Raw genomic sequence first — 19,200 nt, forward strand, 5'->3', positions numbered from 1 at the left:
GCCCACGTGATGCCGGGCTCATGGCGTGAGCCCGCAGGAATCCCTTCCACCAGCACGGAGTCAGGAAGATGACAAAACGCGCCTCGGACGTGTCCGTGAGCCCGCCCAGGAGACGCAGCAGGTACACCATCGCGCCGCTCGTCCTCATCGCGGCCAATGTCGTGCTCTTCGCGCTGTTCTTCGTCTGGCCGGCGGTGATCGGGCTCGTCTACTCCTTCACGAACTACACGGGCGTGGGGGCGTTCCAGTTCGTCGGACTGGACAACTACAGTAACCTGTTCGGGGACTCCTCCTTCTACGACGCGCTGACCCGGACGCTGCTGTACACCGTCCTCTTCGTTCCGCTGAACTTCGCGCTCTCGCTGCTCATCGCCAACGTGCTGGTGAGCAAGCATGCCAAGGGCACGTCGGTCGCCCGCGTCATCTTCTTCATCCCGTGGCTGCTGTCGCCCATCGTCGTGGGTGTCCTGTGGCGGTGGCTGTTCGGCGAGAACTTCGGACTGGTCAACTACGTCATCGAGAAGCTCGGCGGGCACGCCATTCCGTGGCAGTCGAACGCGGACCTGTCGCTGCTCGTGGTGGTGATAGCGGCATCCTGGGCCTGGACGGGCTTCTCGATGCTGCTGTTCATCGCGGCGATCAAGAACGTACCGGTGTCGTACTACGAGGCGGCCTCGCTGGACGGCGCCGGTCCGTGGCGCCAGTTCATCAGCATCACGCTGCCGAGCATCGCGCCCACCTCGTTCATCGTCATCCTGCTCAACACGATCAACGCGATGAAGGAATACCCGCTGTTCGTCTCCCTCAACAACGGCGGACCCGGAACGTCGAACAACCTGCTTGTCCAGTACATCTATCAGACCGGCTTCCAACGGGGCCAGATCGGCTACGCGAGCGCCGCGTCATTCGTGCTCATGCTCATCCTGATGGCCGTCGCGATCATCCAGCTGATCGTCAACCGGCGGGTGGAGAACCGATGACAACCACAGACATGTCACGCCCGGTCGACGCCGATCCAGGACAGGCCGTCTCCAAGAAGCGGACCCGCAACGCGGGCAGCGGTGGGGTCCGGCGGGCGGTGTCCGCGACGACACTGCTGTGGATCCTGGCGTGCCTCTACGGGTTGCCGGTGCTGTGGTTCATCCTCAGCTCCCTCAAACCGGCCGGGGACCTGTTCTCCTATCCGCTGACGCTGGTTCCGCACCACCCCACCCTGTCGGGTTACCTGACGGCGTGGCGCAGTGCCAACTTCTCCCAGTACTTCATCAACACGACCCTCGTGTGCGTGATCACGACGGTCCTCACGGTGGCAGCCAGCTGCTGCACCGGGTACGCGCTGGCCAAGTACGACAACAAGTGGCTCAAGGCGTTCTTCATCTGCATCCTGGCCACCACCATGCTGCCGGGCGAGGTCATGCTCGCCCCGGAGTTCCTGGTGGTGCGCAACCTGGGCCTCTACAACTCGTTCACCGGCATCATCCTCCCGGCCGTGCTCACCGCGACCGGATGCTTCATGTTCCGCCAGTTCTTCCTGACGGTTCCTGACGAACTCGTGGAAGCCGCACGCATCGACGGCGCCCGCGAACTGTCGATCTTCCTGCGGATCATGGTGCCGCTCTCCCGGCCCATCATGCTGACCCTCGCCATCCTGTCCTTCCAGTGGCGGTGGAACGACTACATCTGGCCGCTGCTGATGCTCAACGACCCCAACAAGTTCACCGTGCAGATCGGTATCCAGAGCATCGTGGGCGCGCAGAACATCAACTGGTCGGTCCTGCTCGGCGCATCGGTCATCTCCATGATCCCGCTGATCGTCATCTTCCTGGTCTTCCAGCGCTACGTCATGGGCGCCGACATCAATGCCGGACTGAAGGACTGACCGTGCCCACCACGCTCGACCACGAGTTCGTCCGCGCGGTGGCCGGCGCCGCCGACCGGCTGGCCGCCCCGCTGGCGGCCAAGCCCGACGAGGAACCCACCGGTGTGCCGCACCGTGGTCTGGCGCACCGGGTGAAGACCCTGGTCGCGGCATACCGTTCCCCGGACTCGGCGCTGCACGGCAGCAAGCAGACCGTCGCCGCCGCGATGACCCACCTCCGCGCCCTGCGGGCCGCGCAGACCACCACCGGTCTTTTCGCCGGCGGCGACAACGTGCAGTCACCGCCGGACTCCGCGTTCACCGTCAACGACGTGTGCGACGCGCACGTGCTCGCCGCCGGCGCGGGGCTGGAACTGCGCGACGTCACGGCCGCGCTCGCCGAGATCGCCGGCGCCGCCACCGGCAGTCTCCTGACCGGTGGGGTGCACACCCCGAACCACCGCTGGGAGCTGTGCGCGGCGCTGGCCCGGCTGCACCGGTCGTTCCCGGACGACCGGCTGCTCGACCGCGTCGAGGAATGGCTCGCCGAGGGCGTCGACATCGACGCGGAGGGCCTGTACTCGGAACGCAGCGCCATCTACGCGTCCCACGTGTCCAACCCCTCGTTCCTGCTGCTGGCCGACGTGCTCGACCGCGCCGACCTGCGGGACGCGGTCGAACGCAACCTCACCGCGACGCTGGACCTCATCAGGCCGGACGCCACGGTGGAGACCGTCCACTCGCGACGGCAGGACCAGAACCACCCGTTCCCGCTGGCGCCCTACCTGCCGCACTACCGGCTGCTCGCGATCCGCACCGGTCGGGGTGACTTCAGCCGGGTGGCGCGGCTGGCGGCCGCCGCCGGCATCGACGACCCCGACCTGCTCGCCCAGACCCTCCTCACGCCGGACCTGTGCCGCGCCCTGCCGACCCCGGCCGCGGAGACACTTCCGCGCGACCGCTACCTCACCACCGCACGCCTCGCCGCACGCGCCTCGGCCGGCGTGCACACGGTGGTGTACGGCGGCTCCGACGTGCCCGAGCACCGGCGCATCCGCTCGGGCCTCGCCTGCAATCCCACCTTCCTGCGCCTGTTCGCCGGCGACGCCGTCCTCGACGCGGTCCGGCTCTCGCGCGGGTTCTTCGACCTGGGCCCGTTCCGCGCCGCCGGTATGCAACGCCTCGCCGACAGCCACTACCGGCTCACCGAAACCCTCACGGCCGCCTACTACCAGCCGCTCCCGCCCGACCAGCGGCGGGACGACGGGGCCTACCGGCTGGTGGACGAGGGACGCTTCTCGGCCCCGATGGCCTTCCCCGACCGGCCTCGGGACGAGGTCTCCCACACGACCCGCGTCGAAGTGGACCTCAGGGACGACGGTGCCGACCTGCGGATCGACATCAGCGGACCGCGGGTGCCCTGGGCCCTCGAACTGACCTTCCGGCCGGGCGGCGTCCCAGAGGGCGCCGTCCCGATCGGCGACGGACGCTGGTGCCTGGCGGCCGGGCCGATGACCTACCGGGTCGGCGACGACGAGATCCGGGTCGAGGCCGACGTCGAGGCGGGCGAACCGCTGGCCGGTCCGGACCGGAGCGACGTACTGCGGTACGACCCGGGGCAGGACTACACCGTGGTGGGCGGCACCGATGCGACGACCGGGAACCGCGTCTACATCGGCGGACACGGCCCGCACACACTGACCGTCGCACTGCGCGCGCGCCGGTCCGCACCTGTCGTGTGACCCCCGACGACCCACGCCATGGCGATCTCCGGCATGAAGGGCTGAGACCACGTGCACCTCCTCCGCCAGCGCGGCCCGCTCCACGACCTGCCCGACACCCCCGAGGCGTACGACGCGGTCCTCGCGGACGTCGTCGAGCAGGCCCTCGCACGGATCACGCCGGAAGGCAACCTCGAGCACCCGGATGCCGACGACGACATCGGCGACACCTCGCTCGGCATCACCTCCCTGCTGGTCCTCGCCTGGCAGCGCTCCAAGGACCCGCGCCTGCCGGAGGCGGTGCGCCGCAGCCTCGCTTTCCACCTGCGCGAGCGGGTCTACGTCGAGGACAACCCCGGCTACCCGAACCTGAAGGTGAGCAACTCCGGTCTGTCCTATGCCCGTTACGTGCTGGAGGCCGGCGCGCACCCCATCGGCGACTGGCCGAGCACGGTGTGGGCGCTGCTGCAGGCCGTCAACGTGCTGGATCTGGCGGAGGGACTGGTCGACGAGGGTCAACGTGCCGAACTGCTGGAGGTGGCACAGGGCTACTGGCGCTGGCTGACCGAGGCGACCTTCTTCAACCCGCAGGAGGCCGGCAACCAGGCCATCGGCTGCGTGGTCGGCGGCCTGATGCTCGCCCGCCATCTCCCGGAGGAGCAAGGGAAGTTGGTGCGGGCGCGGGCACTGCGCCTCTACGAGGAGGAGATCCGCGCCCACCGGGTCCGTGACCGGGGCGCGCTGTTGCCGCCCGAGCACGGGGGCGCCTACGACAACAACTACGGCCCGATCTCCCTGTCCTTCCTCGCCCAGGCCCACCGGGTCAGTGGAGAGGGCGTGTTCGCCGAGGACGGCGACACCCTCGCCGGCTACCTCGACGCCCGCCTGACGAGCGGTGGCTACGACTGTGGCGGCCCCCGCTACAGCGAACAGCACTCCGGCTTCGAATCCGTCCTGGGCCTCAGGTACTTCGGCGCGCGCATCGGCGCCGACCTCGGCCGCTACCGGGGCGACACCCGCTGGGGCCGGCACGCGGTGCAGCGCGACGGCCGGATCGACGGGCACTTCGCCTTCATGCTGGTCTGGCAGATCCAGGACCCCACCCGCTGGCACCGCACCCCGTCCCCCCACCCCGTCCGCCACCAACTGCGCTCCGGCTCCGTCTCCGTGGCCTTCGACAGCCGGATGACGCCTTCCCTGATCGAGGCCGCCGGCACCTACTACCTGCCCGCCGCCGTGCGCCGCCAGCACGGCTTCGGCCCGGTCACCGACGGCTTCCTGCTGTGCCGCCCGATGGGCGAGGTACGCGTCCGCGACGTCCGCGCCGACGGGCTCGCTGCCAAGCTGGTCACCAAGCCGGTCGTCGGCCGCGACCACGTCCTGCGCCATGTCCGCTCGCTGTACGTCACCGACGGCGCCGGCCTGTGGGTGACGGTCGCCGTGGAGCGGCTCGACGGGGCACCGTACCTGCTGTCCGGGATGCCGTACGCCGCCGACGACGGCGACCGGGTGCGCCGCATTGCCGAGGGGGAGGTCACGGCGGCGGGCGGCCTGCGCCTCACGCACCCGACGGCTTCGGGAGACGACCACTTCGACGCCCGCGCCGAACTCACCCAGGAGCAGGCCGCGTTCGCGCTCGCCGCCGACCCGCGCGGGTACGGCAACCCGGACGAGGGCTGGCGCCACCTGGTCTCCTCCACCGCCCTGGAGGCCGACCCGGCCCCGGGCACCCCGGAGGGGCTGCACGTGTTCGCCGTACGGTACGGGGCCGGAGGAGCCTTGGCGCCCGCATTCGAGGCGGGCGCGGAGGGGCTCACCGTACGCACGGAGGCGTTCACGGCGGTCGTCGGACCCGTGGCCGGCGACGACCGGGGGGAGCCCTCGCTCACCCTGAGTCGCTGAGCCTCAGCGCTCGGGGAGCACGGCGGCCGGGAGCGCGGCGGGCGGCACGACCAGGTCCGCCCGGTCCCGTGTCGTCGCCACCAGATCGGCGTTGCGCTGGTCCGTGCCCAGGACCCAGGCAACGGCCTCCTCGTGGTCCTTGCCGAACTCCTCGTGCCGGGCGACCAGTCGGCGGATCCGTTCCTCCTCGGTGAGTTCGCAGAACCACACCTCGTCCAGGAACGGCCGCACCCCTGCCCACGCCCCCTCCGTCAGCAGCAGGTAGTTGCCCTCGGTCACCACCAGCCGGGCGGCCGGTTCCACCGGGATCGCGCCCGCCAGCGGCTGCTCCAGGATCCGATCGAAGCCGGGTGCGTACACCACCTCATCGGTGTCCTCGCGCAGCCGGCGCAGCAGGGCCGCGTAGCCTGCCGCGTCGAAGGTGTCGGGGGCGCCCTTGCGGTTCCGGCGGCCCAGGCGGTCGAGTTCGGCGTCGGCCAGGTGAAAACCGTCCATCGGGACGTGCGCGGCCCAGGGCGGGCCGTCCGCGTTCAGGGCGCGCACGAGATGCTCGGCGAGCGTCGTCTTGCCCGCACCCGGGCTGCCCGTGATACCGAGCACGGCACGTCGGCCATCCCCAGCGAGGGCACGGACACGGGCGAGGAGGTCGTCGAAGGTCAGCGGCACACCGGACAGTGTGACACCGATGTCGTCCGGCGGGTCCGGCAGCGGTCGTTCCGCAAGCTTTGCCGAGAAGTGCGCTCCGATGTGGCGTGCGCCACCTCCCGGAGCGCCCCTCGTGGGGAAGAGTGCTGGTATGACTCAGCTCGGTCTGCCCGACGCAATCCAGGCCTGTCTGTTCGACCTCGACGGGGTCGTGACCAAGACGGCCCTCGTGCACGCGGCCGCCTGGAAGGAGACCTTCGACGCGTTCCTGAGCGACTACGACGGCGAGCAGGGGCGGCCGTTCGACGCGGTCGCCGACTACGACGAGTACGTCGACGGACGCCCCCGCGCCGACGGCGTCCGCGCCTTCCTCGACTCCCGTGACATCCACCTGCCCGAGGGCACCCCGGAGGACCCGCCGGACGCCCGCACCGTGCACGGTGTCGGCAACCGCAAGAACGTCCTGCTGCTCGACAAGATCCGCACCGGTGGCGTGGAGGCCTACGAGGGCACCCTGCGCTATCTGGAGGCGGTGCGCGCCGAGGGGCTGCGCACGGCGATCGTCTCCTCCAGCGCCAACTGCCGCGACGTGCTGCGCGCGGTCGGCGCCGAGCACTTCTTCGACGTACGGATCGACGGAGTCGTAGCCGCCGAACGGCACCTGCCGGGCAAGCCGCACCCCGACACCTTCCTCGCCGCCGCCCACGACCTCGGCGTCGAGCCGTCCCGCGCGGCCGTCTTCGAGGACGCGCTGGCCGGCATGGACGCGGGCCGCGCGGGCGGCTTCGGATACGTCGTCGGCGTCGACCGGGTCGGCCAGGCCGACGCGCTGTACGCGCACGGCGCGACCGTCGTCGTCAAGGACCTCGCCGAGCTGGGAGGCAATCAGTGATCACCAACCGGTCGTACGCCGTGGAGCCGTGGAGCGTCCGCGAGACCGCCCTCGACCTCGACGTCCTCGCCCAGAGCGAGTCGGTGTTCGCGCTGTCCAACGGCCATGTCGGCTGGCGCGGCAACCTCGACGAGGGCGAACCGCACGGCCTGCCCGGCAGCTACCTCAACGGCGTGCACGAGGTGCACCCGCTGCCGTACGCCGAGGCCGGGTACGGCTACCCGGAGTCCGGTCAGACGGTCATCAACGTCACCAACGGCAAGATCCTCCGGCTGCTGGTGGACGACGAGCCGTTCGACCTGCGCTACGGCCGGCTCGTCGCCCACGAGCGGGTGCTGGACCTGCGGCGCGGGGTGCTGGAGCGGATCTGCGAGTGGACCTCGCCGGCCGGTTCCACGGTCCGGATGCGCTCGACCCGGCTGGTGTCGCTGACCCAGCGCGCGGTCGCCGCGGTCGCGTACGAGGTTCAGGCCGTCTCCAGCCGCAGCCGGGTGGTCATACAGTCCGAGCTGGTCGCCAACGAGACCCTGCCGGAGTCGAGCGGCGACCCGCGCGCGGCCATGGCGCTCCAGTCGCCGCTGGAGCAGGAGGACCACCTCGCCGCCGGCAGCCGGCTGCGGCTGGTGCACCGCACCCGGCGCAGCGGCCTGAGGGTCGCCGTGGCCGCCGACCACGTCGTCAGCGGCCCCGAGCGGACCACCGTACGCAGCGAGAGCGGCAGCGACGTGGCCCGGCTGACCGTCACCTCCGTCCTGGAGCCCGGGCAGACGCTGCGGGTGGAGAAGCTGGTCGCGCACGGCTGGTCCGGCACCCGCTCGCTGCCCGCGATGGCCGACCAGGTCGACGCCGCCCTCGCCGCCGCCGCGCACGACGGCTGGGAGGGGCTGCTGGCCGACCAGCGGGCCTGCCTGGACGACTTCTGGGCCCGCGCGGACGTCGAGGTGGAGGGCGACGAGGAGATCCAGCAGGCCGTCCGCTTCGCCCTCTTCCACGTCCTGCAGGCCGGCACCCGCGCCGAGCAGCGGGCCATTCCGGCGAAGGGGCTGACCGGTTCCGGGTACGACGGGCACGCCTTCTGGGACACCGAGATGTTCGTGCTGCCCGTGCTCACCCACACCGCGCCCGCCGCCGTCGCCGAGGCGCTGCGCTGGCGGTACAACACGCTGGACGAGGCACGTGAGCGCGCGGCCCAACTCGGGCTCGGCGGCGCCGCGTTCCCCTGGCGGACCATCGCCGGACCGGAGGGCTCGGCGTACTGGCCGGCCGGTACCGCGGCGTTCCATGTGAACGCCGACGTCGCCGACGCCGTCGTCCGGTACGTCGAGGCCACGGGCGACGCGGAGTTCGAGCGCGAGGTGGGCGCGGAGCTGCTGGTGGAGACGGCCCGGCTGTGGCGCTCGCTGGGCCACCACGACGCGCACGGTGTCTTCCACATAGACGGCGTCACCGGGCCCGACGAGTACAGCGCGGTCGCCGACGACAACACGTACACCAACCTGATGGCCCGGCAGAACCTGCGCGCGGCGGCCGACGTCGTCGAACGCCACCCGGACCGGGCGGCCCGGCTCGGCGTCGACGCGGAGGAGAGCGCGGCCTGGCGGGACGCCGCCGAGGCGATGTACGTCCCCTACAACGACGAACTCGGCGTCCACGAACAGCACGCCGGGTTCACCCGCTACCAGCGCTGGGACTTCGCCGGCACCCGCGCCGACCAGTACCCGCTGCTGCTGCACTTCCCCTACTTCGACCTCTACCGCAAGCAGGTCGTCAAACAGGCCGACCTGGTGCTCGCCATGTACACCTGCGGCGACTTCTTCGCGCGCGAGGGCGACGAGGCGGGCGAGGAGCAGATCGCCCGGAACTTCGCCTACTACGAGCCCCTGACCGTCCGCGACTCCTCACTCTCCGCCTGCTGCCAGGCCGTCATCGCCGCGCAGACCGGCCATCTGGACCTCGCCTACGCGTACACCACCGAGGCAGCCCTGATGGACCTTCAGGACCTGGAGCACAACACCCGCGACGGGCTGCACATCGCCTCGCTGGCCGGCACCTGGATGGCGCTGGTGGCGGGCTTCGGCGGCCTGCGCCGCGACGGCGAGAGCCTGCGCTTCGCACCCCGGCTGCCCGAGCGGCTGAGCCGGCTCGCCTTCCACGTCCAGTTCCGCGGCCGCAGGCTGCGCGTGGACATCGGCGCGGACAAGGCGACGTACGCCCTCCTCGACGGCCCACCCCTGACCCTGCGTCACCACGGCGAGCCCCTGACCCTGACCCCCGACGACCCGGCCGTCCGCGCCGTACCCCCACCGGTCCGCCGCCCGACCCCCGAACAGCCGTTCCGCCGGGCGCCTGACGGGGGGTGAGGCGCGGCAAGCGGGGCCCTCGGCGTGAGGGGTTGCCGGGCGTACGCGGCCGCGGCAGTGGGCTGGGGACGGCGACCGGCCCGCTCGACCCCGTCGCCTTCCGGCGGTCCGCGCGTGCGGACGCGCTCGGGCCGCCGACTGCTCTGGCGGCTGTGGTGTTGCCGCCTTCCTTCGGGCCGTCGGCCCGTCGCCGGGGCTCAGTTCAGCGCGCTGGGCAGCACTCTCAGCAGGTCGGCCGGTGCGTTGTCGCCCCGAGCGGGTGGTCCGGGTGTGGTGAGGGACCGGGGCCGCGGGTGCGGAGTTGCCGCCTTTCTCCGGGCCCAGCCGATCGCCCGGGCTCAGCCCAGCGCGCCGGACAGCAGTCCCAGCAGGTCGCCCGTCGCGTCGGCCGCGAGGAGGGCGGGGAGGGCGGCCAGGGCGAGGACGGCGGCCGCGGCGGGCCACAGGTGGGGCGGGGGGCTTGTCTGGAGGGCCGCGATGCGGCGGGTGACGGCGCGGTCGGTGAAGCCCAGGGCGCAGGCGGCGCGAGTGCGGCCCGCCGTGAGGGCGGCCCGGGCCAGGGCGAGGGCCGTGACGCGCCGGTCCCCGACCGTGGTCGCCGCCTGCTCGTCCGCCCAGCGCTCCACGAGGAAGGCGACGGCCGTACGCACCGGCCCCAGCAGCGGATTGGCCGCCGCGGCCAGCGTCACCGCGGTGACCAGTGCCCCGTGCCGGTGGACGAGATGGGCGCGCTCGTGCGCGAGCAGCACCCGCCGCTCGGCCGGTGCCAGCGCGCTCAGCATCGCCGAGGTGACCAGGATGCGGCCCGGCCGGCCCGGGATCGCGAACGCCTGCGGCACCTCGGAGGCGGCGACGATCAGCTCGGTGTCGGCCGGCTGCCCCGCGCACAGTCGGCGCAGCGCCCGCCGCGTGGACCGTTCGGCCCGCACGGCCCGGTACACCCGTACGGCGACCACGGCCAGCGCCAGACACGCGCCGAGCCCGATCGCCCCCGGCACCGGATCCATCACCGGATGCCCGTCCTCGCGGGCCTCGCGGATCACCGGCGGCGCGTCCCCGAGCAGCGCGGCGGCCAGCAGCACCAGCGACCACGTGGTGGCCAGGGCCGTCACCACGGCGGCCGACGCCAGCACACGCGCGGCGAGCGCCGGGGCGACCCGGCGGGCGATCACCGGGCCGACCGCTGCCGGCAGCAGCGACAACACCAGGGGGCCGTACACGTCGAACCTCATGTGCGGCCTCTGGCGAGCAGTTCGCGCAGCGCCCGCTCCTCCTCGGCGCTCAGCCCGGTGACGAACTGCTGGAGCGCGGCGATCGGATCCGGGCCCCGGTCCAGGGCCTCGTGCATCGCCTCGGCGGTCAGCTCCGCCGCGTTCTTCGCCGGCCGGTACGCGCCGCGCCGGCCGTCCGCGTCGCGCAGCACCAGCCCCTTGTCGTACAGGCGCTTGAGGATCGTGTGCACCGTGTTGTAGGCAAGCGCCCCGTCGACCTCGGCCTGGATCTCCGCCGGCGTCAGCGCCCGCTCAGTGGCCCACAGAGCGGCCAGCACCTCGCTCTCCAGCTCCCCGGCGCTTCTCCGCTCCGCCCTCCCGCGGGACTCTGTGCCAGCCATGCCCCAACCTTACAGCGCGTAGTGGATGGGCCGGATGGCCCCGTCCGCCCGGCAAGAGCCAGCGATACGGGGTAGTTTGGCGGTGTTTTCCCCTGGGGTCGAGAGTGCTCTCGCCGTGCTGCGGCGATGCGCTTCCGGCTCCCGCGCTCGACCCTACAGGTTGTAGGGTGACAGTGGCCCCGCACGTCGCGGGACAAGAGGGGTGATGATGGCCGGCAGCGCGCACGCCACACTCGCCGGACTGCGGCGCGAGCGCGGCCGTCGCACGTCCGCCGGCAGCGAGCCCCGGGCCGCCGTCCCGCTCGCCGTCGTCGCGGCCGCCTTCACCGTGGCCCAGCTGCTCCTCGTCCGGCCCGGCATGGGCCTCGGCTGGGACGAGACGGTGTATGTCAGCCAGGTCAGCCTCAAGGCCCCGGCCGCCTTCTTCAGCGCACCCCGGGCCCGGGGCGTCTCCGTGCTCGTCGCGCCCGTCGCCTCCTGGTCCACCTCCACGCCACTGCTGCGGATCTACCTCGCGCTGCTGTCCGGCCTCGCCCTGTTCCTGGCCCTGCGGGCCTGGCGCGGCCTGTTCCCCGCGCGCGTCCTCGCCCTCGCCGGCGCCCTGTTCGCCTCCCTGTGGGTCACGCTGTTCTACGGCCCGCAGGCAATGCCCAACTACTGGGTCGCCGTGGCCGCCCTGGCCGCCGCCGGCTGCTTCCTCCGCGCCGGCACCGGACGGCCCGCGCTGTGGGGTCTCGCGGTGAGCGGCGCGCTGACGGCGTGGATGCGGCCGATGGACGCCGTCTGGGCGGTGCTGCCGCTCCTCGCCCTGGGCGTCGCGCGCCGCCGATGGCGAACACTGTCGGTGCTCCTCGCCGGTCTCGCGGCCGGCGCCCTCGAATGGGTGATCGAGGCGTACACGAGCTACGGCGGTCTCGCGCACCGGCTGTCGCAGGGCTCGGCGATCCAGGGCGGCCTCGGCTGGCACCTCGCCGTCACCGACCAGCTGCGCAGCCTCGGCGGCGACACCCTGTGCCGGCCGTGCACCGGCGGTCTGCCCAACCCGGTGGTCACGCTGTGGTGGTTCGCCCTGCCCGCGCTCGCGGTACTCGGCCTCGCCGTCGCGGTCCGCGCCCGCCGCCCGGCGGCGACGGCTCTCCCGCTCGCCTGCGCGGTGAGCGCCGCGTTCCCGTACCTGTTCCTGATCGGCTACGCGGCCCCCCGCTTCCTGCTCCCGGCCTACGCCCTCCTCGCGCTCCCGGTCGCCGACGCGCTCGGATACCTCCTCACCGCCCCGCGCCGGCCGTGGCGCCCGGTCGTCGCGACCCTGCTCGGCCTGGGACTCGCCGGACACCTCGCCGTACAACTGGCCGTCCTCGTACACACGGTGGACCGCACCACCCGGGCCCACCAGGCATGGTCCCGCACGGCCGCCGCCCTGCACCGGCTCGGCGTCCGCCCACCCTGCCTGCTCACCGGCGACGACGCCCTCCCCGTCGCCTTCTACACCGGCTGCTCCTCGGCCGCGACCGACGGCCCCAACACCAACAGCACCGCCGACCGCATCGCCACCACCGCCCGGCGGACCCCGGTCGCCGTGCTGGTGCCCGCGGGCTCGCGGCCACCGGGGTACGCCGACGGCTGGCGGTCCGCGCCTCTGGAAGGGCAGCGGTTGTACTACTCCGTGCCGGGGAGCGGCCGATGACGTCCCCGGGTACCGAACTCGCCGCCTCCCCCGTCCGGCGGCGTGCCTACTGGCACGCCGCTGTCCTGCTCGTCGTTCTGCTCGGCGGGCTGTATCTGGCCCGTCGGCACTGGCCCGTGCTGGAGAGCGGGGCCGGGCGGCTGGCCGGGGCCGATCAGGGCTGGCTGCTGGTCGGCGCGACCGCGGCGCTCGGCACCTGGGCGGCCTCGGCGCTGGCCCAGCAGGGGGCGGTCGTACGACGGTTGCCCGGATCCCGGCTGGTCGCGGCCCAGTTCGCGGCCTCCGCCGCCAACCATCTGCTGCCCGCCGGGCTCGGCGCGGGTGCGGTCAACCTGCGCTTCCTGATGCGCTGCGGGCTGCCCCCGGGCCGCAGCGCCAGTGCCCTCGCCGTCAAGGCCGCCGCCGGCGCCGTCGTCCGCCTGACACTGATCGCGCTGCTCGCCCCCTTCTCCCCGGGTCTGCTGCGCCTGCCGAACCTCTCCGCGACCGCCCTCGGCCTCGTCCTGGGCGGCGCCGTCCTGCTGGCGGTGCTGCTCGCGACTCCGTTGTGGCCGCGCTGCCGGCAGGCCCTCACCGCCGTACTCGCCGACATCCGCGCGCTGCACGCCTGCCCCGCCCGCGCGGCGGCCCTGTGGGGCGGCTCCCTCGCCTTCGCCGGGCTGCATTCCACGGTCCTCATCGCGGTCACCCGGGCCGTCGGACTGTCACTGCCCCCGCTCCAGGTGGCCCTGCTGTACCTCGCCGCCAGCAGCGCCGCCGCCCTGCTGCCCACACCGGGCGGACTCGGCTCCCTGGACGCGGCGCTCGCGCTCGCCCTCACCGTCTCCGGCGCCCCCGGCGCGGCCGCCGCCTCCGCCGTGCTCGGTTACCGGCTGCTGACGGTGTGGCTGCCCCTGCTGCCGGGGCTGCTCGTGCTCGGGGTGCTGGTGCGGCGCAAGGCCCTGTGAGGGGCGGGGAGTTTCCCGCGGGCCCGCCGCAGGTAGGAGTCGGGTGTCACATGCCGCAGCAGGAGGGGGAGAGTCATGCCGGGGAACGACACAGCGGGGCTGCCGGACGAGGCGTTCTTCACGCCGGGGTCGTCGTCCTTCACCGAGTTCCTGGCCGCACACCGCCCGGAGATGCTGCCCACCATGCCGCCGCTGCCCGGTGGGGTCCGGATGGCGCCCGACAGCTTCCCGCACGGCACCACGGTGCTGGCCCTGACGTACGGCGACGGCGTGCTGATCGCCGGCGACCGCCGGGCCACCATGGGCAACCTCATCGCCCAGCGCGACCTGGAGAAGGTGCACCCCGCCGACGACTACACGGCCGTCGCCTTCGCCGGCACCGTCGGGCTCGCCGTCGACATGGTGCGCCTGTACCAGGTGGAGCTGACGCACTTCGAGAAGGTCGAGGGCATCCCGATGACCCTGGCCGGCAAGGCGACCCGGCTCGCGGCCATGATCCGGCAGAACCTCGCCCAGGCCATGCAGGGCCTCGCCGTCGTCCCGCTGCTCGCCGGCTACGACCTCACCGCAGCCGAGGGCCGACGCGGCCGCATCTTCGGCTTCGACCCGGCCGGCGGCCTGTACGAGAAGTACGACTTCTACGCCGAGGGCTCCGGCTCCCCGTACGCCCGGGGCGCCCTGAAGAAGCTGTACCGGCCGGGCCAGACCCGCCGCGAGGCCGTCCTCGCCGCGCTCCAGGCGCTGTACGACGCGGCCGACGACGACTCGGCCACCGGCGGCCCCGACCTGAACCGCCGTATCTTCCCGGTCGTGTCGGTGATCACCGAGGACGGCTTCGAACGGCTGGCGGAGACGGAGACCGAGGAGCTGAGCCGGGAGATGATCCTGCGCCGCGGCGACCGCCCGGACGGACCGCACGCCGCGCCCTGACCGGCGGCGCCGCGGGCCGGGTGCTCAGGATGCGTTCAGGTTTCCGCCGACCTGCTGAACGAGAAGGCAGGGCTCGGGCTGACCGGAGTCTCGCTGCTGATGAGCGCGCTGCTCGCCGTGGTGCTCGTGGTGCAGTTCCGTACCGAGGCCTACCGCGCCGGGGTGTACTGGCTCGCCGTCGCCCTGATCAGCGTCGTCGGCACCCTGGTCAGCGACAACCTCACCGACACCATGGGCGTGGCGCTGGAGACCACCACGACCGTCTTCGGGATCGCCCTGGTGAGCGTCTTCGCCCTCTGGTACGAGAAGATGGACCTCGGCTACTGGGTGTCCGCCGTGCTGTTCGCCGCCGCCATCGCCGCGGTCGCGCTCGCCCGGTTCGCACTGGGCCTGAGCGCCGTGACGAGCTTCTGGATCGCGTACGTTCTCACCCGGCCGCTCGGCGCCTCCGTCGGCGACCACCTCTCCCAGCCCACCGGCGACGGCGGCCTGGGCCTCGGCACCGTGGTGACCGGCGTGCTCTTCCTCGCCGTCATCCTCGCCCTGGTCGTCTTCCTGATCGTGACCCGCGAGGACGTCACCGAGGAACGGGCCCAGCAGCAGACCGCCTGAGCGCCGTCAACCCGCGGGGAGGGCCACCACGAACCGCGCCCCGGGCCCGTGCCCGGGATCGTGGGACACCTCACCGCCGGCGGAGCGGGCCAGCCGCCGGGCGAGCGGCAGCCCGAGCCCCGCTCCGGCGTGCCCGTCGCCGGGGTCGGCCCGCTTGCCGGGCTGGAAGAGCAGGTCCGTGAAGGCCGTCGGCACGCCCGGGCCGTCGTCCGTCACCTCCATCCGTATCCCACCGTCCGACCGGCTTGCGGCGAGCGTGACCGTCGTACGGGCATACCGCACCGCGTTCGCCGGCAACGGACTGACGTGCGTTCGAGGAGTGCGGGCTGGACCCCCGCCGTCAGCGATCCCGTGGCAGTCACCCGCACCGAAGGCGAGGTGTCCGTCTGCGTGGCCAGTCGGTGCAGCACGGCCGGTACGTCGGCGGTGCCCGGTGCCGTGGGCGCGCCTTCGCGGGCCTCGTGCGCAGTTCGTGGGACAGCTCGCCGGTCAGCTGCCGCTCGTGCCGCAGCACCGCCCGGATACGGTCCAGCAGGGAGTCCAACGAGGCGCCCAGCGCGGCCAGTTCGGCCGGCCGGCCGCCGCCCGCGAAACGCTTCTCGGAACCGACGGCGCTCTACTGCGTCGCCTGGTCCGTCATGGTCCGCACCGGCCGCAGCGCCCGCCCCACCGCCAGCCGGGTCAGTGCGTAGGTGCAGGCCACCGCGTCCAGCGCGAACGAGCCCAGCAGCAGCGTCCGGGCCGAGCTGCGGTACGGCGCGAGGTCCAGCGCGGTGACCACGGTGGCGCGCGTCCCGCTGCCGGGCACCGGCTCGGCGCACAGCCGTACCGTGTCGGCGCCGTGCACCGTGCGGCACCCGCGCCCGCCCCGGGCGGCCAGGGCGCCGGCGGCGTCGGTGAGTTCGCCGGCCCCGGACGGGGGACGTTCCAGCAGCCGGTCGCCCGACGTCTCCAGCACCCGCACCCGGCCGTGCCGCGTGTCGACGGTCGTGGCCACGGCCGCCGCGCGGGCGCGCAGCGCGTCGTCCGCCTCCCGCCGGAGACGATGGCGGACCACGGTGTTGAACACCACGGTGAGGATCACCATCAGCAGCGCGGCCGTGGTCGGCGCGACCAGCGAGAGCCGCCCGCGCAGGGTGCGCGGCGCCAGGAGGGCGAACAACGACCGGCGACGTGAGGGGAGACTCAGGTCAGGCGGTGGCCGATTCCGCGTGCCGTGGCGATGGTCGACTCGCTGCCGGCCGCGCGCAGTTTACGGCGCAGCCGGGTCAGATACTGGTCCAGCGTGTTGTCGCTGACCTGGGCCCCCTCCGGCCAGCCCGCGCGGAGCAGGTCGCGGCGGCGCACCAGCTCCCCGCCCGCCGCCGAGAGCGCGGCCAGCAGCCGGAACTCCGTCGGGGTGAGGTCGACGCGGCCGCCGTCGACGGTGGCGCTGTGCCGGACGGCGTCCAGCACCAGCCCGCCGCCCGCGCCGGAGGCAGCGGCCGGCGGTGCCGTCCGGCGCAGGGCGGCCCGCAGCCGGGCGGCCAGCTCGGCGAGGTGGAAGGGCTTGGTCAGATAGTCGTCGCCACCGGCCGAGAAGCCGGAGAGCCGGTCGGTCAGCCCGTGGCGCGCGGTCAGGAAGACGACCGGGGCGAGGAAACCGTTGGCGCGCATCGCCTGGCAGACGTCGCGGCCGTCGGCGTCGGGCAGGCCGACGTCCAGCACGACGGCGGACACCTCCGGCGTGGCCAGCCGCAGCGCGGTGGCGCCGTCGGCGGCCGTGACCGTGTCGAACTCCTCGTCGTGCAGACCACGGCGCAGCACGTCACGCAGGGCGTGATCGTCCTCGACGATGAGGATCCTGGGGTGCATCACTCTCCACCGGCGCGGCGGCCGGATCGCTCGGCTGGGGTGTGCCCGGCTCCGGGGCACCGGCACGTGGGACGAGACGCGCGGGCAGCCATCGGGCCACCGCGCGGACGAAGAGGGCGAGCCAGCCGGCGGCGAACAGCCAGCCGCCGACGACATCCGTGAACCAGTGCACGCCGAGGTAGACCCGGGTCAGCCCGACGCCCGCGCCCCAGGCGGCGACCAGCACGCAGAGGGCCTTGCGGCCGCGTGGGGCGCGCAGGGCGAGGGCCAGGATCAGCAGCCCCGCCGTCACCGCGCTCGTGGTGGTGTGGCCGGAGGGGAACGACCAGCCGGAGGCGTGCGTCTGCCAGTCGTACTGCGGCGGCCGGGCCCGGGCGACCAGGTCCATCACGCCGTAGCGCACCGCCTGGCCCGCGCCGAGGCAGACCACGGCCAGCAGCGCCGCGACCAGCCACTGCCGCGCGGTGCGCCCCGCGATCAGCCCGGCCAGCACCGCCAGGACGTACGGCACGGCGCCCGTGCCCGTCGCGGTGAGCCCGCGGGCGACCGCCACGGCCATCGGCGGGCGGTGCCCCACGGACCAGGACAACAGGCCCAGGTCCGGGAACAGGGGGCCCTGGTCGCTGATCACCAGCGCGGCCAGCGCCGCGAACGCCATCCCGGCGACCAGGGCCACCGTGCCCGCCGCCTCCGCGAGGTTGCGGGACCTCATGCCGAGTCCGACACCAGCAGCGGGCGCAGCCGGGTCCCCGACAGCCGCTTCGGCAGGTCCTCCGGCAGCCGTCTCAGGGCGGTCATCGCCACGAACGCCACCGCCGCGCCGGCGGCCGCCCCCACGGCGACGTCGTGCGGATAGTGCACCCCGACCCACACCCGGGACACCGCCATGGCGCCCGCGCACACGGCCGCCACCACGCCGAGGCGCCGGGAGACGAAGAACAGGGCGGTCGCCGCGGCGAAGGCGATCGCGGCGTGATTGCTCGGGAACGACCAGTCGCCGCGCGCGGGGCATGCCTCCAGCGTGCGGAAGGCCAGGTGCCGGCACGGCCGGTCCTCGGCCACCAGCGGTTTCACCACGCTGTTCACCGCGTAGGCCAGCACCACCGCCACCGGTACGGCCAGCGCGGTCACGGCGGCGCTCGCTCCGTCCCGCCGGGCCAGCCACCAGCCGACGAGCATGAGCAGGGCGAACACCCCGAGCCCGTACGCCGACCACACCGCGATCGTGCCGTCCAGCCAGCCGGGGGCGCGGTGGGCGAGGTCCACGATGTCCGTGTAGAGGGGGCCGTCGACCGACGAGCCCGTCAGGGCGAGGTTCATCCGCGCACCTCCTTGGCGGCCCTGCGGGAGCGCAGCAGCTCGGCGGCGAGCGGGAGCAGGGAGACGACGACGATCAGCGCGATCACCGGCAGCAGGTACTTGTCGATGTTCGGTACCGAGGAACCCAGCGCGTAACCGGCGAGGGTGAGGCCGAGGCTCCACACGAGGCCGCCGGCCACCTGCCAGAGGGTGAAGGTGCGGGCCGGGACCCCGAGGGCGCCCGCCATGGGGTTCAGCACGGTGCGCACCACCGGGACGAAGCGGGCCAGCACGATCGCCTTGGCGTGGCCGTAGCGCTCGAGCAGTTCCTCGGCGCGCTCGGCGCCCTCGCGCAGCTTCGCCGAGCGGCTGCGGGCCAGCAGCGCGCCGCCCGCCTTGCGGCCGATGAGGAACCCGCACTGCGAGCCGGCCAGCGCGCCGACCGCGGCCGCGGCGAGCAGCGGGCCGAGCGAGAGATGCAGCCCGCGATCGGCGGAGCCCGTGCACAGCAGGCCCGCGGTGAACAGCAGCGAGTCTCCGGGCAGGAAGAACCCGATCAGCAGGCCGGTCTCGGCGAAGAGCACCACGCCGACGCCGAGCACGCCGAAGGCGGCGAGCAGGGAGTGGGCGTCGAGCACGTTGACCGCGAGCTGCGATGCCAGGTGTGGGGGAGTGGCCATCGCCGTACGCCCTTCCTTCGGCTTTCTGTGAAGTCATCGCGTTTCCGCGAATCCCTCGCGACTACATCCGACTACATATTTGTAGACGGTCGACTGGACTGTAGACGAACGGAGGGCGCCTATCGTTCCCGGCCTTTGCCTGCCCATTGCCACTTCATGACTGACTGACTGCACGGCCGTCGTCATGATGGTCCGCGAAGGTAA

The 19,200-nt window shown here is 73.2% G+C and carries 16 protein-coding genes and 2 pseudogenes; 10 read left to right on the forward strand and 8 right to left on the reverse strand.

The features are described from left to right. Positions 1-68: 68 nt before the first annotated feature. From ACH47Z_RS30405 to ACH47Z_RS30420, 4 genes are read left to right on the forward strand one after another with little or no spacing between them, the layout of a single operon-like run. Complete coding sequence (locus ACH47Z_RS30405) at positions 69-980, forward strand: carbohydrate ABC transporter permease (RefSeq protein ID WP_399079310.1); 912 nt, start codon at positions 69-71, stop codon at positions 978-980. Next, positions 977-1,879 (forward strand): carbohydrate ABC transporter permease, encoded by a 903-nt coding sequence (locus ACH47Z_RS30410; RefSeq protein ID WP_399079312.1) that lies wholly within the window; start codon positions 977-979, stop codon positions 1,877-1,879. The genes ACH47Z_RS30405 and ACH47Z_RS30410 overlap by 4 nt, the downstream gene beginning before the upstream one ends. A gap of 2 nt (positions 1,880-1,881) precedes the next feature. Continuing rightward, positions 1,882-3,600, forward strand: a complete 1,719-nt coding sequence (locus tag ACH47Z_RS30415; RefSeq protein ID WP_399079314.1) for a hypothetical protein — start codon at positions 1,882-1,884, stop codon at positions 3,598-3,600. A gap of 51 nt (positions 3,601-3,651) precedes the next feature. Then, positions 3,652-5,481, forward strand: coding sequence for a hypothetical protein (locus ACH47Z_RS30420; RefSeq protein ID WP_399079316.1), 1,830 nt, complete (start codon positions 3,652-3,654; stop codon positions 5,479-5,481). 3 nt (positions 5,482-5,484) lie between these two features. On the opposite strand, the gene ACH47Z_RS30425 is transcribed toward ACH47Z_RS30420, so the two are convergent. Then, positions 5,485-6,147 (reverse strand): nucleoside/nucleotide kinase family protein, encoded by a 663-nt coding sequence (locus ACH47Z_RS30425; protein WP_399079318.1) that lies wholly within the window; start codon positions 6,145-6,147, stop codon positions 5,485-5,487. Between the two features lie 130 nt (positions 6,148-6,277). Here ACH47Z_RS30425 and ACH47Z_RS30430 point away from each other — a divergent pair, with 130 nt between their 5' ends. Together ACH47Z_RS30430 and ACH47Z_RS30435 are read left to right on the forward strand one after the other, a co-directional pair. Beyond that, positions 6,278-7,018, forward strand: coding sequence for a beta-phosphoglucomutase family hydrolase (locus ACH47Z_RS30430; protein WP_399079320.1), 741 nt, complete (start codon positions 6,278-6,280; stop codon positions 7,016-7,018). Next, positions 7,015-9,378: a glycoside hydrolase family 65 protein gene (locus tag ACH47Z_RS30435; RefSeq protein ID WP_399079322.1), complete on the forward strand. Its 2,364-nt coding sequence runs from the start codon at positions 7,015-7,017 to the stop codon at positions 9,376-9,378. Before ACH47Z_RS30430 ends, ACH47Z_RS30435 begins: the two co-directional genes overlap by 4 nt. Positions 9,379-9,716: 338 nt before the next feature. On the opposite strand, the gene ACH47Z_RS30440 is transcribed toward ACH47Z_RS30435, so the two are convergent. Both ACH47Z_RS30440 and ACH47Z_RS30445 read right to left on the reverse strand, forming a co-directional pair. Further along, on the reverse strand, positions 9,717-10,610 hold the full coding sequence (locus ACH47Z_RS30440; RefSeq protein WP_399079324.1) for a M48 family metalloprotease: 894 nt from the start codon (positions 10,608-10,610) through the stop codon (positions 9,717-9,719). Continuing rightward, positions 10,607-10,990 (reverse strand): BlaI/MecI/CopY family transcriptional regulator, encoded by a 384-nt coding sequence (locus ACH47Z_RS30445; protein WP_399079326.1) that lies wholly within the window; start codon positions 10,988-10,990, stop codon positions 10,607-10,609. The genes ACH47Z_RS30440 and ACH47Z_RS30445 overlap by 4 nt, the downstream gene beginning before the upstream one ends. A 208-nt stretch (positions 10,991-11,198) precedes the next feature. Between ACH47Z_RS30445 and ACH47Z_RS30450 the strand changes: the two genes are divergently transcribed. From ACH47Z_RS30450 to ACH47Z_RS30465, 4 genes and pseudogenes are all read left to right on the forward strand, one after another. Further along, positions 11,199-12,674 carry a hypothetical protein gene (locus ACH47Z_RS30450; protein WP_399079558.1) on the forward strand — a complete coding sequence of 492 codons (1,476 nt, stop codon included), beginning with the start codon at positions 11,199-11,201 and terminating at the stop codon, positions 12,672-12,674. Beyond that, positions 12,671-13,621: a lysylphosphatidylglycerol synthase domain-containing protein gene (locus ACH47Z_RS30455; protein WP_399079328.1), complete on the forward strand. Its 951-nt coding sequence runs from the start codon at positions 12,671-12,673 to the stop codon at positions 13,619-13,621. Before ACH47Z_RS30450 ends, ACH47Z_RS30455 begins: the two co-directional genes overlap by 4 nt. Positions 13,622-13,696: 75 nt before the next feature. Continuing rightward, entirely contained in the window at positions 13,697-14,551 is an 855-nt protein-coding gene (gene prcB, locus ACH47Z_RS30460) for a proteasome subunit beta (protein ID WP_399079330.1), read from the forward strand. A gap of 21 nt (positions 14,552-14,572) precedes the next feature. Next, positions 14,573-15,163 (forward strand): annotated as a pseudogene (locus ACH47Z_RS30465) (hypothetical protein); the annotation flags it as partial. Positions 15,164-15,169: 6 nt separating this feature from the next. Here ACH47Z_RS30465 and ACH47Z_RS30470 read toward each other — a convergent pair. The 5 genes and pseudogenes from ACH47Z_RS30470 to ACH47Z_RS30490 all read right to left on the reverse strand — a co-directional run bounded on the left by ACH47Z_RS30470 (position 15,170) and on the right by ACH47Z_RS30490 (position 18,996). Beyond that, positions 15,170-16,352 (reverse strand): annotated as a pseudogene (locus tag ACH47Z_RS30470) (sensor histidine kinase). Further along, positions 16,349-17,017, reverse strand: a complete 669-nt coding sequence (locus tag ACH47Z_RS30475; protein WP_399079332.1) for a response regulator transcription factor — start codon at positions 17,015-17,017, stop codon at positions 16,349-16,351. The pseudogene ACH47Z_RS30470 and the gene ACH47Z_RS30475 overlap by 4 nt, the downstream one beginning before the upstream one ends. Further along, positions 16,971-17,729: a phosphatase PAP2 family protein gene (locus ACH47Z_RS30480; RefSeq protein ID WP_399079334.1), complete on the reverse strand. Its 759-nt coding sequence runs from the start codon at positions 17,727-17,729 to the stop codon at positions 16,971-16,973. Before ACH47Z_RS30480 ends, ACH47Z_RS30475 begins: the two co-directional genes overlap by 47 nt. Then, a complete protein-coding gene (locus tag ACH47Z_RS30485; protein WP_399079336.1) occupies positions 17,726-18,337 on the reverse strand; it encodes a phosphatase PAP2 family protein in 612 nt (203 codons plus the stop codon). The genes ACH47Z_RS30480 and ACH47Z_RS30485 overlap by 4 nt, the downstream gene beginning before the upstream one ends. Then, positions 18,334-18,996 (reverse strand): DedA family protein, encoded by a 663-nt coding sequence (locus tag ACH47Z_RS30490; RefSeq protein WP_399079338.1) that lies wholly within the window; start codon positions 18,994-18,996, stop codon positions 18,334-18,336. The genes ACH47Z_RS30485 and ACH47Z_RS30490 overlap by 4 nt, the downstream gene beginning before the upstream one ends. Between the last annotated feature and the right edge of the window lie 204 nt (positions 18,997-19,200).

The organism is Streptomyces sp. NPDC020192 (assembly GCF_044388685.1).
GTDB lineage: Bacteria > Actinomycetota > Actinomycetes > Streptomycetales > Streptomycetaceae > Streptomyces.

What these genes read in the sequence shown, in the direction of transcription:
- ACH47Z_RS30475 (WP_399079332.1), bottom strand. Translation starts at nt 17,017, where the DNA reads ATGCACCCCAGGATCCTCATCGTCGAGGACGATCACGCCCTGCGTGAC.
- ACH47Z_RS30440 (WP_399079324.1), bottom strand. Translation starts at nt 10,610, where the DNA reads ATGAGGTTCGACGTGTACGGCCCCCTGGTGTTGTCGCTGCTGCCGGCA.
- ACH47Z_RS30455 (WP_399079328.1), top strand. Translation starts at nt 12,671, where the DNA reads ATGACGTCCCCGGGTACCGAACTCGCCGCCTCCCCCGTCCGGCGGCGT.
- ACH47Z_RS30490 (WP_399079338.1), bottom strand. Translation starts at nt 18,996, where the DNA reads ATGGCCACTCCCCCACACCTGGCATCGCAGCTCGCGGTCAACGTGCTC.
- ACH47Z_RS30445 (WP_399079326.1), bottom strand. Translation starts at nt 10,990, where the DNA reads ATGGCTGGCACAGAGTCCCGCGGGAGGGCGGAGCGGAGAAGCGCCGGG.
- ACH47Z_RS30405 (WP_399079310.1), top strand. Translation starts at nt 69, where the DNA reads ATGACAAAACGCGCCTCGGACGTGTCCGTGAGCCCGCCCAGGAGACGC.
- ACH47Z_RS30450 (WP_399079558.1), top strand. Translation starts at nt 11,199, where the DNA reads ATGGCCGGCAGCGCGCACGCCACACTCGCCGGACTGCGGCGCGAGCGC.
- ACH47Z_RS30430 (WP_399079320.1), top strand. Translation starts at nt 6,278, where the DNA reads ATGACTCAGCTCGGTCTGCCCGACGCAATCCAGGCCTGTCTGTTCGAC.
- ACH47Z_RS30410 (WP_399079312.1), top strand. Translation starts at nt 977, where the DNA reads ATGACAACCACAGACATGTCACGCCCGGTCGACGCCGATCCAGGACAG.
- ACH47Z_RS30485 (WP_399079336.1), bottom strand. Translation starts at nt 18,337, where the DNA reads ATGAACCTCGCCCTGACGGGCTCGTCGGTCGACGGCCCCCTCTACACG.
- ACH47Z_RS30480 (WP_399079334.1), bottom strand. Translation starts at nt 17,729, where the DNA reads ATGAGGTCCCGCAACCTCGCGGAGGCGGCGGGCACGGTGGCCCTGGTC.
- prcB (WP_399079330.1), top strand. Translation starts at nt 13,697, where the DNA reads ATGCCGGGGAACGACACAGCGGGGCTGCCGGACGAGGCGTTCTTCACG.